The organism is Novipirellula caenicola (genome assembly GCF_039545035.1).
Taxonomy (GTDB): Bacteria; Planctomycetota; Planctomycetia; order Pirellulales; family Pirellulaceae; genus Novipirellula; species Novipirellula caenicola.
On record NZ_BAABRO010000019.1, the window covers coordinates 91,828 to 106,529 of the forward strand.

The following is a 14,702-nucleotide window of genomic DNA, read 5'->3' on the forward strand; positions in this document are numbered from 1 at the left end:
GCGTCGCAAAAAAACGCTGTCCCATTAAACCGGCAATCTCGGTTAGAATCTCGCGGCAGACCGTTATTTTTCGTACTGGAGATTCCCCGCGTGCCTCCCGAAGTTCGCCGTGCTTTCCTGATCGTCGCCTGCCTTGTCGTGGTCGCCGCTGTCGCGTGGGCATCCTTGTTTGACGCAACGCCACCCGCCGATTTCAGCCTTCAAAACGGCAGCGATCCCAAGACCATCGACCCCGCCCGGGCGACAGGCAACATCGAAAGCCGGATCATCTTCGCGTTGTTCGAGGGACTGTTGACGATGATGCCCGAGGGCGATCCCGATCCGGTGACGGGATTGCAGCCGATGTCGCCTCAGCCCGGCGTGGCCGAGTCGTATGAGATTTCCAACGACGGCCGCACCTATACCTTCCATCTACGCGAGAACGCTACTTGGACCGACGGCACCCCGGTGACCAGTCACGATTTCGCCTGGAGTTGGCAGCGGATGCTGCACCCGGAAACCGCTTGCGAATACACCTTCCAGCTGTACGCGGTGCCCTTTGCCGAACAATACGCCAGCGGTTTGGTCGAAGTCGGTGACCGCGTCGAAGTCGAACTGTGGGACCGCCCGCTTGATACGCCGACGGAATCGAGCCAGCAAAATTTCCCTCGCGGCACGATGCTGTATGGAACGCTTCGCGAGATCGTCAAACCGCCCGAACCCGAACTGGCGGACGATCTCGGCGACGAAGAACGTGAAAACGCAATGCTCGATTGGCAACAACAATGGGTCTACCGCGTCGACGTCGCCAAGGAAGACTCCGATGGCAACGTGTTGTGGGATGGCGAAGTCCAATCGCAAACCTTTACCGTTGACTTGGACTCAGCGGCCGCCGATGAAAACACTCAGCGATGTCACGCTGTGATGGTCGCCTTTGGCAAACTCGGCAGCTTAGAAACGCCCGACGATCGCACCTTCGTTGTTCATTTGAAGGACGCGGTTCCCTACTTTCCCAATCTGGCGGCCTACTATCCGTTGTTCGCAGTGAATCGAAAGTGCGTGGAAACCTACGGATCGCCATTGTGGACCAAGGCCGAGAACATTGTCACCAACGGACCGTTCAAACTTGGGTTTCGTCGTTTGCGTGATCGATTGCGATTGGTCAAAAACGAAGACTACCATGCGGTCAATCCCAACGGTTTTGACACCGTCGACTTCCTTTCGATGGAAGGCCAAAACACGGCGCTGAACATGTACGAAACCGGGCAAATTCAATGGGTGACCGATCCGCCGACCGCCTTGTTGGAAGAACTGAAAACGCGTGACGATTTTATCACCGCGCCTCAATTGTCAGTCTACTTCTATCGTTTGAACGTGGCTCGCAAACCGCTCGATGACCCTCGTATTCGTCGTGCCATTGCCAAGGCGATTAACCGCGTTCAGATTGTCGAGCAAGTCACCAAGTCGGGGCAAATCCCGGCCTACACAAACGTGCCTCCGGGGCTTGCACTTTACGAAAGTGCAGTGGGCATCAATCCCGACATCGAAGAAGCGAAACAACTGCTCGCCGAGGCGGGCTATCCCGGGGGTCGCGGCATTCCCAAGATGACGCTGCTGTACAACACCAGCGAAGGGCATCGCGCGATCGCCGAAGTGATCCAGCAACAATTGCTGAACAATCTGAACGTCAAAATTGAACTGCAAAACATGGAATGGGGCAGTTTTCTGGATAAGACGCAGCAAAAAGATTACGACATCGCCCGAGCGGGCTGGATTGCCGATTACCCCGACCCCAATACGTTCCTGGACATGTGGGTCACCGACGGGCCGCAGAACAGCACGAATTGGAGCAACAAAGAGTACGACCAATTGATTGCCGATTCGGCACGTGAAAGCGACCCCGTGAAACGGATGAAATTGCTACAACGCGCCGAACAAATCTGGGTCGACGAGATGCCGGTGATTCCAATTTATTTCTACACCTCGATCAATATGGTCAAACCCAACGTCAAAGGGTTCTTTCCAACGGCCCAGGACTTACATCCGTTGCATTTGCTCGAGTATCGAAAGTAAGAAGGTCCACAAAGGATTTGCATGCGAGATTTACTTAGCTACATCATCAAACGATTCGGCTGGATGCTGATCACGTTGTGGATTGTCTACAGCGTGTCGTTTGTGTTGATGCGCAGCGTTCCGGGAAATCCGTTCAGTAGCGAACGCAATGTGCCGCCGGCGATCGAGCGACAATTAAAGGCACGTTACAATCTGGACGCGCCGCCGCTGGAACAATACGTCGATTATCTAGTGGGGATTGTCACGCGATTTGACCTGGGTTGGTGCATCCGGTTAGAGGATTACAGCGTCAACCAAGTGCTCGCCGAAGGTTTTCCCGTCTCGGCATCGCTGGCGATTTTCGCTTTGGTGTTCGCCATTGTCTTGGGCGTTTCCGCCGGAGTGGTCTCGGCGGTCTATCGTGGTTCGTTTGCTGACGTGAGCATGATGGCGGCTGCAGTGCTAGGAATCGCGATCCCAAACTTTGTGCTCGCCAGTTTGGCGATCCTGCTGTTCGTGTTCGGAATCCAACTCTTTCCCGCGGGCGGCTGGGGGACGCTACGGCAAGTCGCGCTGCCGGCCCTATGCCTCGGAGCTCCGGTGGCCGCTTACATCGCGCGGCTGACGCGAGCGGGGATGTTAGAGGTGATGACCCGCGACCATGTTCGCACCGCGTTTGCCAAAGGCTTGCCACGACACACCGTGATCACGCGACATGTGTTGCCCGGTGCGATGTTGCCCGTGGTTTCGTATCTCGGACCAGCGACGGCCAGCGTTTTGACAGGATCGTTGGTACTGGAAAAGATCTTCGCATTGCCTGGTATGGGCAGCCATTTCATTTACGCCGCGACCCAGCGTGATTACACACTCGCAATGGGTATGGTGCTCACTTACACCGTCATCTTGTTCATCATGAATTCGCTTGTGGACATCTCGTACTCGGTCATCGATCCACGGGTGAAATTGCAATGAGTGTTGCTGAGAAAAAAGAAATCGATCGCGAGCTGCTTGAAAAGATGCTCGCCGAGTCCAACCAAATCCATGGTGTCTCGCTATGGCAGGATGCTTGGAAACGGCTGCGTCGTAAGCGAACAGCGATGGCGTCGATGGGATTCCTGGTTGTTTTGGCGTTGATGGCGCTACTGACACCGCTGTTGCCGCTGCAAAGTCCGATCGACAAGGATTTGAACAACCGCCGGTTTTTGTCACCCAACCTACACCCCATGGTCATGGGGTCTCGCGAAGGACTGAAGTTTGCGGACGGACGCTTGACCAGCGAGTTGGCGGCATTCAATGAAGAAATCGCGACGCTTCAGCAATCGCTTGATGCCGCTACGGATCCCGAAGAACGAGCGAAATTGATCCTTGCGATCGATGAACGCTACCAAGTCGAACACCCCTTTAACCAACTTTGGAACGAACTCGGCCCGGTTTCCTGGCAACTCACCCGAGCTCGAGTGGCCCTGTTTGGCGACTATGCGATCCCCAGTATCTTCGGCACCGATATCCTCGGCCGCGATCTGTTGGCTCGTGTCTTTTGGGGAGCCCGGGTGTCGCTGATCGTCGGCATCGTCGCGACGTTGGTCAGTTTGTTGATCGGCGTCAGCTACGGCGCGATCGCAGGTTATTTCGGCGGCTGGATCGATGCCGTGATGATGCGGATCGTCGACATGATGTATTCGATTCCGTTTATTTTTGTCGTCATCTTTCTGGTCACGTTTCTCGGCGAGGACAGCGTCAAGAAAAAGCTCGACGGAATTGGAATCGACCAAATCACGATCTTCTACATCATTATCGGAGCGATCTACTGGTTGACGATGTCGCGAGTGGTTCGGGGCCAGATCCTATCGCTTCGCCATGAACAATTTGTCGAATCGGCGCGAACCGTGGGGGCATCCCCGCCACGGATCATCTTTCGCCATCTGGTGCCCAATGTACTGGGGATCGTGATCGTTTACCTGACGCTGACGATTCCCTCGGTGATGCTGTTCGAAGCCTTCTTGTCGTTCCTCGGTCTGGGCGTGGCGCCCCCCGATGTTTCGTGGGGACTGCTACTAAACGATGGCGTCGAAGCGTTATCGAGCGTGAAGCTGTTTTGGTGGGTTGTGGTTTTCCCAGGCCTCTCGCTTGCGTCGACTTTGTTTGCGTTGAACTTTCTCGGTGACGGACTTCGTGACGCACTGGATCCTCGTATGAAAAACCGGGACTAGTTGCGGTCCGAAAAGGGGTCTGACCCTTTGCAGAGAGCAATCCACTTTTATGACATTACCATTTCAGAGAGGGTCAGACCCCTTTTCCGACAGAGTTTAGATTTGATGCCCGAATCCAACGATTCACCGATCCTTTCGGTCGAAAATTTGCAGGTTAGCTTTAAAACCGACGACGGCATCGTCCGCGCGGTTCGCGGCGTGTCGTTTGACATTCGCCCCGGCGAAACGGTGGGGATTGTTGGCGAAAGCGGCAGCGGTAAAAGCGTCACCAATTTGGCGTTGATGGGGTTGGTCCCAAAACCGCCAGGACGCATCGACGGCGGCTCGGCGATGTATGGTGGTCGCGATCTGCTGAAGATGAACGAATCGCAATTGCGAACGATTCGTGGACGAAAGATCGCGATGATCTTCCAAGACCCGATGACAGCGCTGAATCCGCTGATGACGGTCGAGCAGCAATTGTGCGAGATCACGCAGTTGCACTTGGGACTGACCAAAAAACAAGCTCGCAGCCGCGCCGTCGAGATGCTTGAATTGGTCGGGATTAGCTCGCCCGCGAAACGGTTGCGAGATTACCCGCATCAATTCAGTGGCGGGATGCGGCAACGGGTGATGATCGCGATGGCATTATCGTGTGAGCCCGATGTGTTGATTGCCGATGAGCCCACAACGGCACTGGACGTGACCATCCAAGCTCAGATTTTGGATTTGCTGGCTGATCTTCAGAAACGCCGCGGCACCAGCATCTTGTTGATCACACACGACCTTGGCGTGGTCGCCGGCGTTTGCCACCGCGTGTTGGTGATGTACGCCGGCCGCGTGGTCGAGAAGGCTTCGGTGAACGATTTGTTTGCCCAGCCGAAACATCCCTACACGTTGGGGCTATTGAATTCGTTGCCTCGATTTGATCAAGAGCAAAGTGACTTGTTGCAAGCGATCCCTGGCCAACCGCCGGACATGGCACGCGTCCCTGAGGGATGTTCCTTTCGAGCACGTTGCCGCTACGCGATTGACAAATGTGCCACCATCGATCCACCGCTTGCACCCGCGGGCGAAGGCCGATTGGCGGCATGCATCGTCGACGTTGAAAACGCGACGCCTCGCGATTACGAGGTGACCCAATGAGCCAAAGTCCATTGCTTGAAGTCCAAAATCTAAAAGTCCACTTTCCGTTTAGCCGTGGATCGTTGTTCCGTCCGGAACGAGGGGTGATTCGCGCCGTCGACGATATCTCGTTCCAAATCAAAGAAGGCGAGACGCTGGGTTTGGTGGGCGAATCGGGGTGCGGAAAATCGACCACCGCGCGTGCCATCATTGGCTTAGTGCCACCCACCGCCGGGACCATCCGGCTGAACGGATCGGATATCACTGGGCTTGGTGATCGCGAGATGCTGCCATTTCGCCAACAAGTCCAAATGGTGTTTCAAGATCCATTCGCATCGCTGAACCCTCGCATGACCGTCGGCGGGATCATTGGTGAACCATTGGTGGTGCACAACTTGGCCAAAGGCCGCGACCGCAAACTCGAAGTCATTCGTTTGATGGAATTGGTCGGGCTGAACCCACGCTTCCTAAATCGTTATCCCCACGAATTCAGCGGTGGTCAACGTCAGCGGATTGGGATCGCCCGTGCGCTTGCGGTCGAGCCTAAATTGATTCTCTGTGACGAACCTGTTTCTGCGTTGGACGTTTCGATCCAAGCCCAAATCATCAACTTGTTGATGGAACTGCAGCAGCGACTTGGACTGTCGTACTTGTTCATCGCTCACGACTTGAGCGTCGTTCGGCACATCGCGACCCGGGTTGGGGTGATGTATTTGGGGCGAATGGTCGAACTTGCCGACGCGGCCGACCTGTATCGATCGCCGACTCATCCTTATACCGAAGCGTTGCTATCGGCGGTTCCGGTGCCGGACCCTGTAGTGGCGGCGACACGGGACCGAATCGTGCTCGAAGGCGAAGTCCCATCGCCGGATCGCGAGTATCCGGGCTGTGCGTTTGTCGACCGATGCTGGATCGCCGAACAGAAGTGCCGCGAAATACGACCGAATTTGGGCGATCAAGCCCACGCGGCCGCGTGCCACGTTCGCTGTCCCGAGACATCGTAGGCAACAGGTTCCTACTGTCTCATCCCAGCATTCGGCCGCATTCTTGACGGAATTCCTGCATCCGGGGGTGCCTAAATCGCACCCGCCGCGTACGCTTTCGGTATGGATGAACACGAAGAAACGCTCGACCAGTCGCCCAATGACCTGTTTTTAACGGCAGTGATCTTTGAGTCGTCGCTTGGGCTGTTGGCACTTCTGCTGGGATGGGCCCTCGGCCCCGATCCGCGAGCCATGATCCCCGATGGCGGTTTCGAAAATCTGCGAACAATCGGCTCGGGACTCGCCTATGGCTGTGCCGCCGCGGTGCCAATGCTGCTGGTCATCGCATTGATTCGTAAGATCCCCTGGGAACCGGTTCGCGAACTGGAACGGCTCAGCGATGACGGCATGATCCGCACGCTGCTAAGTCTCGGGCGTGCCGAATTGGTCGTGATCAGTCTTTGCGCCGGAGTGGGCGAAGAACTGCTGTTTCGCGGCTGGCTGCTGCCTTGGCTTGCGAATATTGGCGGCGGCGATGCGTCGCCTAGCCCGGTCGAATGGGGTGCGGCGTTGATCGGATCATCGATCGCATTTGGGATGGTCCATCCCATCACGCGGCTGTACGTCGTGTTGGCCGCCGCGATGGGGCTGTACTTTGGTGCCTTGTTGCTTTGGACCGAGAATCTACTGATCCCCATCGCTGCTCACGCTGCCTACGACGCCGTCCAACTGCTGAGCCCCGGATTCAAACGCAACGAATCAGACGACGCCAACGAAGCCTAGTGCATAGCAGGCAGGCGGAAGCCTTCGTAGCGGAACTCGTCAAGAGTTTCGGAGAGCACTGGCGGTGAATCGAAAGCCTTGACGACTTGTCGATTTAATCCAAATGCAAGTCGCAATGGTGAGTCGTGGGCCGTAATGACGGGTATCGCGTGGGACCCGGCCGCTGACGCGTCGCGGCTCACTAAATCAACACTCCGTCAAGAGTTTCGGAGAGCACTGGCGCTGTATCGAAAGTCTTGACGACTTCCGCTACGCATTAAAAATGTGCAAACGCAATGAAAAGATTGCGTCACATCGTTGCCTTACTTCGATGGAGCATTGTGGGACTAAAACTGCAGTCCGAGGGCGAAGGTGATTGCGTCTAGCGATAGAGTGCTTGATGAATCGACGGGGCCGCCGACATCAAACCATGCTTGGCCTTCGTAACCGGCTCGGGCGAACCAGGCCGAGTGCCGACCGAGTGATTGATTCCACTGCAACCCCAGCGACATCTCCATCGCAGTGATGACTTCGCGATGGATCGCCGCATCCTCGAGCTCGGTGGTAAAGACGTTCTTCATCTCGTAGATCTTCTGTGTCGTCTCGCTCATCAACAACGAACCACGAAGTCCGCCGTACACGTCGAGTCGGCTGCTGCCGATTCCGCGTCGCAGCTGCAGCGATGCCGTGGGACCGGCTCCCTGGACATCCAAATCGTTACTAACCGCTTCTTGCAGCACGCCACCAGCATCGCGAACATCGCCACGCATGAATTGCTTGATACTGGCGATTCGCACCCCACCGCCAAGCGTTCCCACCAGCGAGTTCCACCGGAACTGCTGAGTCGCTTCGAGATCGAGTGCTTGCAGTGTCAATTCGTGATTGGACGTCATTGTTTCACCGACTTGAGCCTGAGCGTTTCGTGACAAGTTGCCGCCGGCACCGTAGACATACACGAATACCGGGGTCGAGCCAGTGACCGCGGTCACCGCTTCGGTGTCGGCTTGCTCGTCAAAACGAAAATAGGTCGCCCGAAATCCACCCCCACTCTTCAGCGATTGCCAACCAAGCCACGTACGAGACGACAATGCATAGTCGTATGAGAACGGCACCAGCGTGTTGCCCACCGGTGGGTCAATGATCATCGCCACGTTTTGGTCAAAATGGGCTCGCATCCACATGAATTCGAATCCCCCCAATAGCGTTCCGCTACGTGGCGCCGGGTCGCAAGCGGTTGTCGCGGAGACAGCATTTGGATGACACGTTGGACCACAACCGACTACGGGCCCAGGCGTACTGTAGACGGTCGAATCCAACGGGATGTGCGGCGTGTTGAACCAGTTTGCCGGTAATCGCTGACCGCCGCCCGATGCATCACAATCACAGTGAGCATCTCCAAATTGATACGAAGCAGCGTATTGTTGGGCCAAAGCCATCGTCTCACTCAAACCGACCGATGCGAGTAAAACGAGTAATATCCGTAGGGCCGACGAACCGACCACGGGTCGGCATTTCTTGGTGGTCATGCTTTGCAATCCATTGCGAAAGGTGTGTTACCCTTCTGATCGGATCCTTACTCGTAACAACACCAGATTGGCTTGCATCGCAGGCGAAGCTTGGTTGACCACGCTATCTTCACAGCAGGTGCACACCTCGGATTGGGGAGTATGCGCGATAGTGCACAATTCAGCGTCAAAGCGAAAGATTCATTTGGCAATCCCCCTTACAGAGTCAACAATGAGCAATCGGTTACAGAAAAAGTTCTAGTTTGCCAAATCACTTTTTCAGGAGCGGTTCAGCTGATTACGTTCACATTGAAACCCAAGCCCCCGTACCGGTTGGATCTTGCCGTTTGGACGCTGCGTCGACGCCCCGAGAACATCATCGATGATTGGGATGGCGATGTTTATCGCCGCGTGCTCGTGGTGCGGGATCAAGCGATCTTGGTGGAGGTTAGGCAACTCGGCCGCCAAGAGACTCCACGGCTGTACGTCACCGCTCATACCGACCATCCATTTGCGGGGCTTCAGAAGCAATTGACCGCGTCCCTTGTGCGATTGCTTGGCATTGACGTCAAACTGAAGGACTTCTATCAACTGGCCGCCATTCACCCGCAGCTGCAGAAGCTTGCCAAGCCGTTCGTCGGCATGCGGCCTCCGCGTTATGCATCACTGTTTGAATGCCTTTGCAACGCAATCGCCTGCCAACAAGTCTCGTTGGCGTCAGGGATCCAGCTGCTCAATCGGTTTGCCGAGCACTACGGGCAACCGTTTGACACGACGCCGTTTCGCCGATTTGCATTCCCCGACGCGGAAGCCCTTCACGGTGTCGAGGTTGAGCAGCTGCGGCAGATTGGATTCAGTCGACAGAAGGCGACGGCGCTACTGAACCTTGCCGAAGTCGCTCGTCGAGGTGAACTCGAGTACGCACAATTCGAGCCTCTATCGGACGAAGAATGTGTCGCGGCACTCTGTCAATTTCGCGGGATCGGACGCTGGTCGGCCGAGTACGCGATGCTGCGTGGCCTGGGCCGACTACATGTCTTCCCCGGCGATGATGTCGGTGGACGCAACAATTTGCAAGCGTGGCTCGAAGTGACCGAGTCACTTGATTATGACGGGGTTGCCAGCCTGCTTCAGCGTTGGCAGCGTTTCGGGGGGCTGATCTACTTTCATCTACTGCTGAACAAACTTGCCGCGAAACCTCCAGAAGGATTCGATGTCGAAACCAACCCCGGGGATTGAGCTTGCGCGCGTCTATGATTCACCGAAATCGGCAAAGGGATTCCGTGTCTTGGTTGATCGATTGTGGCCGTGAGGAGTCAAGAAAGAAGACTTGAATCTCGACGATTGGTCAACGGAAATCGGGCCAAGCGACCAACTTCGCAAATGGTTTGGTCACGGCGACCGCGAGCTATTTTTTAGCAAGCATTAGGGTGACCAGTAGCGACGAATCTTCCATGGCCTGAACCTCATGAGGCTCAGCCGCCGACAAAAACAACATTTTGCCCGCGGTCAGTTCGTTCGCGTTGCCCATCGCGGTAAAGGTCACGCGGCCTTCGATGCACTGAACCGTGATCTCGCCGCGTGCCTTGTGCTCGGCGATGACTTTGCCTGCGGGTAAGTTCAATCGCAACACTTCGAAGGTCGCGGTCTTCAGTAGCGTCGATGTTTTGGTGTCGGCGATGGCGTCGCCCAACGGGCCGACGTCAAACACTTCCCCTGGTTTCGCGTGCTGGATTGCCATGATTGGATTTTCGAATTCGGGTACAAACACTGGAATGAATTTGCCGTCCCCTTCGCACCGACCGGATCGGCATCGCTATCGCGACTGGATCCGCCCGACGGAAGTTAAAGACGCGTGGAAGCCTATCCCACTTTTGCGACTGATTGCTGCAACTCTTCTTTGGGGCCGAAGAATTCGTAGCGGACGCGAGTTTCATCGACGCCCAATTCTTGCAAGCAAGCGTGGACGGCTTGCATGAACGGCTTGGGGCCACAGAAGTAAAAATCGGCGTCTTGGTAGGGCGTCCACTCACGCAACAGCTCGGTCGTGATAAAACCGACCCCGTCGCAGCGGTTGTTTTCCAAATCGCCTGGCAACGGACAGTCATAAAGCACGCGTGTGTGCATGTTGGGGCTGAGTGACGCCAGATTTCCGATCTCATCAGCAAATGCATGCACCCGACTGTTGCGAGCCGCCTGCAGGAAATAGATCGATGCCTCGGGATTGGCATGCACGATGGACTTGGCCATCGACAACAGCGGTGTGACTCCGATCCCGCCCGCCAACAACACCACCGGACGTCCCGACGTGGTCGAATCGGGATCAATGGTGAACTCGCCGCACGGGGGTCCCACTTTGACGATATGCCCGGGTTGAATTTCATCGTGCAGATGATTCGAGATCAACCCGTGGGGGGCATCAGGCGAAAGTGCTTGTTCTCGCTTGACGCTGATGCGGAAATGCTCGACGCCTGGACGCTCGGACAAACTGTAATTGCGAGGCGACGTCGGGGTGGTGGGGTGTTCAATGTGGACGGTAATGTATTGCCCTGGTCGAAATGGCGGCAACGGGCCTTGGTCCTCAGGACGCAGATAGAACGACATCACTTCATCGCTCTCGGGAACCTTGCGATCAACCACGAAGCTGCGGTAACCATTCCAGCCGCCCGGTGCAGACTGCTGCTCTTCATAGATCGCCCCTTCGCGGCCGATGAAGATGTCCGCCAAAAACTGATACGCTTCGGCCACCGCGTCGATGATCTCGTCGGTCGCCGCGTCGCGCATCACGTCTTTGATCGCCCCGAGCAAATGCTCGCCGACGATGGGGTAATGCTCGGCTTTGATCCCCAGCGAGCAATGTTTTTGAGCGATCAACTCGACTGCCGGCATCAGCACGGCGGGATTGTCGATATGAGAGAAGTAGGCACAGATCGCTCCGGCTAACGCTTTTTGCTGGCCGCCGGAATGTTGGTGAGCTTGGTTGAAAAAGGCCTTCACTTCCGGATTGCCTTCAAACATCCGCGTGTAAAAGCGGCGAGTAATCGTTTCCGCATTGGCCGCGACCAACGGAGTAATCGCTTTGACAATTTGAATGGTCTTGTCACTCAACATGGGCGTGGCTTCCTAACGCGAAAAAGGGTGGGAAGGTTGCCGGTAACCGGCGGAGGGAATAAACTGCATTACATACACAAAAAGGTACAGAATAAAACATGCACGTCAAGGTGCAGATTTAGCGATTCCTCATTTTCGGCGTCTAGACCGGATTTTTAGAGCCAGGGAAAAGGCGAGACAGGTGAAAATGTTCCCTCCACCACCGGTGGACGGTAGCGGTGGCGTGTTTATGCTTTGGCTCTAGAATGTGATGTCCGCCATGCCTGTCCCCAACCTGCTGAAACGTCCCCCATACAAGGCCCCTTCATGCTTTCAAAAACAGCGGAATACGCTCTGCGAGCGGTGACTTGTTTGGGCACTCGGATTGGCCAACCCTCCTCGGCCGACGTTTTAGCGGAACAGACCAAGGTGCCGCGGCGTTATCTCAACCGAGTGCTGCAAGACTTGGCAGCGGCCGGCTTGGTCCGCTCACGCAGCGGCCCCGGCGGTGGCTATGAATTGGCGAAAGAACCGGCGGAGATTACGATTTTGGACGTGGTCAATGCGGTCGCGCCACTGGAACGAATCAACGCCTGCCCCTTGGGTTTAAAATCCCACACGTCGCTTTGCCCACTGCACGCCGAACTGGATCGCGCCTACGAGGCGACTCAGGCCGCATTTGCCGGCGTGACGATGCAACAATTGCTTGAATCAACCAACCCGATTGTCCCGTTGCGTGAAGTCTCGTGATCGTTCGTGATGGCATACGCCCTACCAAAGCGAATCACGCGGTACAATTCGGGTTACCATTTCATTCCAGCTACCTTTCGATGCACAGCAGTAACTTGGCGGCATGACCAATCGGATCACCGCCAATTTCGTCCCGCACTCGGATTGATCTTGCGCCCTCGGAGCCCAACGATGCCCAAACCCACCGAAGAAGATTCGGAAACGATGATGCGGAACTTCAAGCTGATCGTGTTTTTGACGGTGGTCATCCCGATCGTTGCGTTGACGTTTTTCCTGGAAATGCGATTTGAGGCGATCGAAGACGAAATCCAATTCTTAGAACCGGGAACTCGTGATGCCGCAAGAACGGACCTCGACGCATTGCCGTGGCACCCGGTCCAAGGTCAAACGCTGTATGTCCCAGCCTACTCACACATCTTTCATCAAAGCGGCGAACCTCGACTGCTAACCGTCACGCTATCTGCGCGTAACACCGACCGAAAGAACGACATCGTGTTGACATCGGTTCGCTATTACGACACCAGCGGCAAAGAGCGACGTTCGCTGGTAGACAAACCGCTTCGGCTCGGACCTTTGGCGTCGACCGAATTTGTCATCGAACAGAAAGACAAAAGCGGTGGCAGCGGAGCCAGTTTCATTGTCGAGTGGAAAGCGGGACAGCCCGTCAACACGCCAGTCGTCGAGACGGTGATGATCGACACCAGCAACACACAAGGCATCTCGTTCGTGCGCCCGGCAACCGTGCTAGAGGAAACAACGCAAAACAACGGTAGTGCTACCGCTGCAGCCCCCGACAAGGTCGGTGCAGCCGAGTAAAACGATTTCGCGACATGATTTTGCATCGAGCCTCCGTGTCCTGCGGCGCGGCCGATTACCGGAAACGGTCCATTCGAACTTGCCAACAACAAGCCTGCCTCTGCTCCCCCCTCATGCCGGGCCTGTAACGGTGTCGGCATTCCTACCTTCACGAGAACGCAATGAGACACTCAATTTCGCTCGCCCTGTCCTTGGCGATTTGTTTCGCGTTGCAACTGCCATCCGCTGGCGAAGAGTCGCCATCCCAGGCGAGCGGCAGTGCTGCGATCAGCGGCGAGCCGTCCGAGTCACAAGATGCCGTGCCGCCGCCCACCAGTCTCAGCGAAGCACGTGCGCGAGCCAAACTGCTACATGAAACGATTCATGGCACCCTGCAGATCGTACATCGCGACTTTTTTGACGAAGACGATGCGCATGCCATCCCATCGGCGTCGCTCGAAGATGTGTTCCATGAACTGGCAACTCACTACAACATCGAACTGAAATGGCTGATTGTCGACACGGATGTGGTCAACGTGGACCATCAAGCCGAGGACGAATTTGAGCAAGCGGCCGTGAAAGCCCTGCGTGCTAAACATACCTACCATGAAGCGGTGCAGGCGGATCAGTACCGATTCGCCGGCTCGATCCGCCTTGCCTCGCAATGCTTGAAATGTCATGTCAAGCATCGCACCAGCACCGAGGACCGGACTGCGGGACTGCTGATTGCAATGCCGATTCGTATCGCCAATCCAGCCCCTGCAAACGAGTCTCACTAGTGCCAACCATTGTCTCGATCAACGTCGGTCAACCGCAAACGATCGGAACCGAGAAACCTTGGGTTTCTGGGTTCCTAAAGAATCCGGTCAACCAACCTGTCCGTCTGCGATCCACCAATCTTGATGGCGACGGGCAAGCGGATTTGGAACATCATGGCGGTGTACACAAAGCCGTATGCGTCTATCCGGCCGACCATTACCCGGACTGGCGAACCACGTTGCAGATCCCTGAGTTCGCCTGGGGCAGCTTTGGCGAGAACTTTACGATCGCGGGGCTTACCGAACCGGACGTTTGCATCGGCGACGTCTGGTCGATCGGCCAAGCTAAGGTCGAAGTCTCGCAGCCGAGGCAACCGTGTTGGAAATTAGCACGCCGATGGAATATCAAAACGTTGGCGTTGCAAGTTCAACAAAGCGGTCGCACCGGGTGGTATTTCCGAGTCCTCGATGAAGGCATGGTCCAGTCAGGAATGGAGATCACGTTGCTCGAGCGGCGAGAACCGCAGTGGACGATCGCCGAAGCCAATCGGATCATGCACCACGACAAGCACGACCGGGATGCTGCCGCCAAACTTGCCGCCGTCCCCACGCTGTCGCCAAGTTGGAAGGCAACGCTTCGCAACCGCGTCGAAAAGAATGTCCAAGCTGACGAACAGAAACGTCTGGCAGGCGGCGACGCATCGTAAATCGACG

15 protein-coding genes and 1 pseudogene are annotated in these 14,702 nt (G+C 56.0%); 13 read left to right on the forward strand and 3 right to left on the reverse strand.

The genetic code is table 11. The features are described from left to right. Window positions 1-90 precede the first annotated feature (90 nt). The 6 genes from ABEA92_RS26065 (at window position 91) to ABEA92_RS26090 (ending at window position 7,111) form a co-directional block, all read left to right on the forward strand. Complete coding sequence (locus ABEA92_RS26065; RefSeq protein WP_345687827.1) at window positions 91-2,052, forward strand: peptide ABC transporter substrate-binding protein; 1,962 nt, start codon at window positions 91-93, stop codon at window positions 2,050-2,052. Window positions 2,053-2,073: 21 nt separating this feature from the next. Next, a complete protein-coding gene (locus ABEA92_RS26070) occupies window positions 2,074-3,003 on the forward strand; it encodes an ABC transporter permease (protein ID WP_345687829.1) in 930 nt (309 codons plus the stop codon). After that, window positions 3,000-4,241 (forward strand): ABC transporter permease, encoded by a 1,242-nt coding sequence (locus tag ABEA92_RS26075; RefSeq protein ID WP_345687831.1) that lies wholly within the window; start codon window positions 3,000-3,002, stop codon window positions 4,239-4,241. The genes ABEA92_RS26070 and ABEA92_RS26075 overlap by 4 nt, the downstream gene beginning before the upstream one ends. Before the next feature lie 105 nt (window positions 4,242-4,346). Next, window positions 4,347-5,366, forward strand: coding sequence for an ABC transporter ATP-binding protein (locus ABEA92_RS26080; RefSeq protein ID WP_345687833.1), 1,020 nt, complete (start codon window positions 4,347-4,349; stop codon window positions 5,364-5,366). Continuing rightward, the gene (locus tag ABEA92_RS26085; RefSeq protein WP_345687835.1) at window positions 5,363-6,349 is read left to right on the forward strand and encodes an ABC transporter ATP-binding protein; all 987 of its coding nucleotides are present in this window, start codon (window positions 5,363-5,365) and stop codon (window positions 6,347-6,349) included. Before ABEA92_RS26080 ends, ABEA92_RS26085 begins: the two co-directional genes overlap by 4 nt. Before the next feature lie 102 nt (window positions 6,350-6,451). Further along, entirely contained in the window at window positions 6,452-7,111 is a 660-nt protein-coding gene (locus ABEA92_RS26090) for a CPBP family intramembrane glutamic endopeptidase (protein ID WP_345687837.1), read from the forward strand. Window positions 7,112-7,437: 326 nt separating this feature from the next. Here ABEA92_RS26090 and ABEA92_RS26095 read toward each other — a convergent pair whose 3' ends face one another. Next, on the reverse strand, window positions 7,438-8,616 hold the full coding sequence (locus ABEA92_RS26095; RefSeq protein WP_345687840.1) for an Lpg1974 family pore-forming outer membrane protein: 1,179 nt from the start codon (window positions 8,614-8,616) through the stop codon (window positions 7,438-7,440). A gap of 288 nt (window positions 8,617-8,904) precedes the next feature. Here ABEA92_RS26095 and ABEA92_RS26100 point away from each other — a divergent pair, with 288 nt between their 5' ends. The 3 genes and pseudogenes from ABEA92_RS26100 (at window position 8,905) to ABEA92_RS26105 (ending at window position 10,024) form a co-directional block, all read left to right on the forward strand. Then, window positions 8,905-9,834 (forward strand): DNA-3-methyladenine glycosylase family protein, encoded by a 930-nt coding sequence (locus ABEA92_RS26100; protein ID WP_345687842.1) that lies wholly within the window; start codon window positions 8,905-8,907, stop codon window positions 9,832-9,834. Further along, a pseudogene (locus tag ABEA92_RS31440) lies at window positions 9,809-9,940 on the forward strand (DUF488 family protein, N3 subclade); the annotation flags it as partial. The gene ABEA92_RS26100 and the pseudogene ABEA92_RS31440, both read left to right, overlap by 26 nt. After that, window positions 9,926-10,024: a hypothetical protein gene (locus ABEA92_RS26105; protein WP_345687844.1), complete on the forward strand. Its 99-nt coding sequence runs from the start codon at window positions 9,926-9,928 to the stop codon at window positions 10,022-10,024. The pseudogene ABEA92_RS31440 and the gene ABEA92_RS26105, both read left to right, overlap by 15 nt. Here the strand turns inward: ABEA92_RS26105 and ABEA92_RS26110 are convergent. After that, window positions 10,004-10,336 carry a cupin domain-containing protein gene (locus tag ABEA92_RS26110; RefSeq protein WP_345687846.1) on the reverse strand — a complete coding sequence of 111 codons (333 nt, stop codon included), beginning with the start codon at window positions 10,334-10,336 and terminating at the stop codon, window positions 10,004-10,006. The two genes, ABEA92_RS26105 and ABEA92_RS26110, sit on opposite strands and share 21 nt — an antisense overlap. A 122-nt stretch (window positions 10,337-10,458) precedes the next feature. Continuing rightward, a complete protein-coding gene (hmpA, locus tag ABEA92_RS26115) occupies window positions 10,459-11,706 on the reverse strand; it encodes an NO-inducible flavohemoprotein (RefSeq protein WP_345687848.1) in 1,248 nt (415 codons plus the stop codon). A gap of 306 nt (window positions 11,707-12,012) precedes the next feature. Here hmpA and ABEA92_RS26120 point away from each other — a divergent pair, with 306 nt between their 5' ends. The 4 genes from ABEA92_RS26120 to ABEA92_RS26135 all read left to right on the forward strand — a co-directional run bounded on the left by ABEA92_RS26120 (window position 12,013) and on the right by ABEA92_RS26135 (window position 14,695). Next, window positions 12,013-12,435 (forward strand): RrF2 family transcriptional regulator, encoded by a 423-nt coding sequence (locus ABEA92_RS26120; protein ID WP_345687850.1) that lies wholly within the window; start codon window positions 12,013-12,015, stop codon window positions 12,433-12,435. 171 nt (window positions 12,436-12,606) lie between these two features. Further along, complete coding sequence (locus tag ABEA92_RS26125; protein WP_345687852.1) at window positions 12,607-13,251, forward strand: DUF3124 domain-containing protein; 645 nt, start codon at window positions 12,607-12,609, stop codon at window positions 13,249-13,251. A 161-nt stretch (window positions 13,252-13,412) separates the two neighbouring features. After that, window positions 13,413-14,009, forward strand: coding sequence for a c-type heme family protein (locus tag ABEA92_RS26130; RefSeq protein ID WP_345687854.1), 597 nt, complete (start codon window positions 13,413-13,415; stop codon window positions 14,007-14,009). Continuing rightward, entirely contained in the window at window positions 14,009-14,695 is a 687-nt protein-coding gene (locus tag ABEA92_RS26135; protein WP_345687856.1) for an MOSC domain-containing protein, read from the forward strand. The genes ABEA92_RS26130 and ABEA92_RS26135 overlap by 1 nt, the downstream gene beginning before the upstream one ends. Window positions 14,696-14,702 lie beyond the last annotated feature (7 nt).

Excerpts from the sequence above, each read along its gene's own strand:
- ABEA92_RS26125 (WP_345687852.1), top strand. The coding sequence starts at position 12,607 with ATGCCCAAACCCACCGAAGAAGATTCGGAAACGATGATGCGGAACTTC.
- ABEA92_RS26095 (WP_345687840.1), bottom strand. The coding sequence starts at position 8,616 with ATGACCACCAAGAAATGCCGACCCGTGGTCGGTTCGTCGGCCCTACGG.
- ABEA92_RS26130 (WP_345687854.1), top strand. The coding sequence starts at position 13,413 with ATGAGACACTCAATTTCGCTCGCCCTGTCCTTGGCGATTTGTTTCGCG.
- ABEA92_RS26090 (WP_345687837.1), top strand. The coding sequence starts at position 6,452 with ATGGATGAACACGAAGAAACGCTCGACCAGTCGCCCAATGACCTGTTT.
- ABEA92_RS26120 (WP_345687850.1), top strand. The coding sequence starts at position 12,013 with ATGCTTTCAAAAACAGCGGAATACGCTCTGCGAGCGGTGACTTGTTTG.
- ABEA92_RS26085 (WP_345687835.1), top strand. The coding sequence starts at position 5,363 with ATGAGCCAAAGTCCATTGCTTGAAGTCCAAAATCTAAAAGTCCACTTT.
- ABEA92_RS26080 (WP_345687833.1), top strand. The coding sequence starts at position 4,347 with ATGCCCGAATCCAACGATTCACCGATCCTTTCGGTCGAAAATTTGCAG.
- hmpA (WP_345687848.1), bottom strand. The coding sequence starts at position 11,706 with ATGTTGAGTGACAAGACCATTCAAATTGTCAAAGCGATTACTCCGTTG.
- ABEA92_RS26075 (WP_345687831.1), top strand. The coding sequence starts at position 3,000 with ATGAGTGTTGCTGAGAAAAAAGAAATCGATCGCGAGCTGCTTGAAAAG.
- ABEA92_RS26070 (WP_345687829.1), top strand. The coding sequence starts at position 2,074 with ATGCGAGATTTACTTAGCTACATCATCAAACGATTCGGCTGGATGCTG.
- ABEA92_RS26110 (WP_345687846.1), bottom strand. The coding sequence starts at position 10,336 with ATGGCAATCCAGCACGCGAAACCAGGGGAAGTGTTTGACGTCGGCCCG.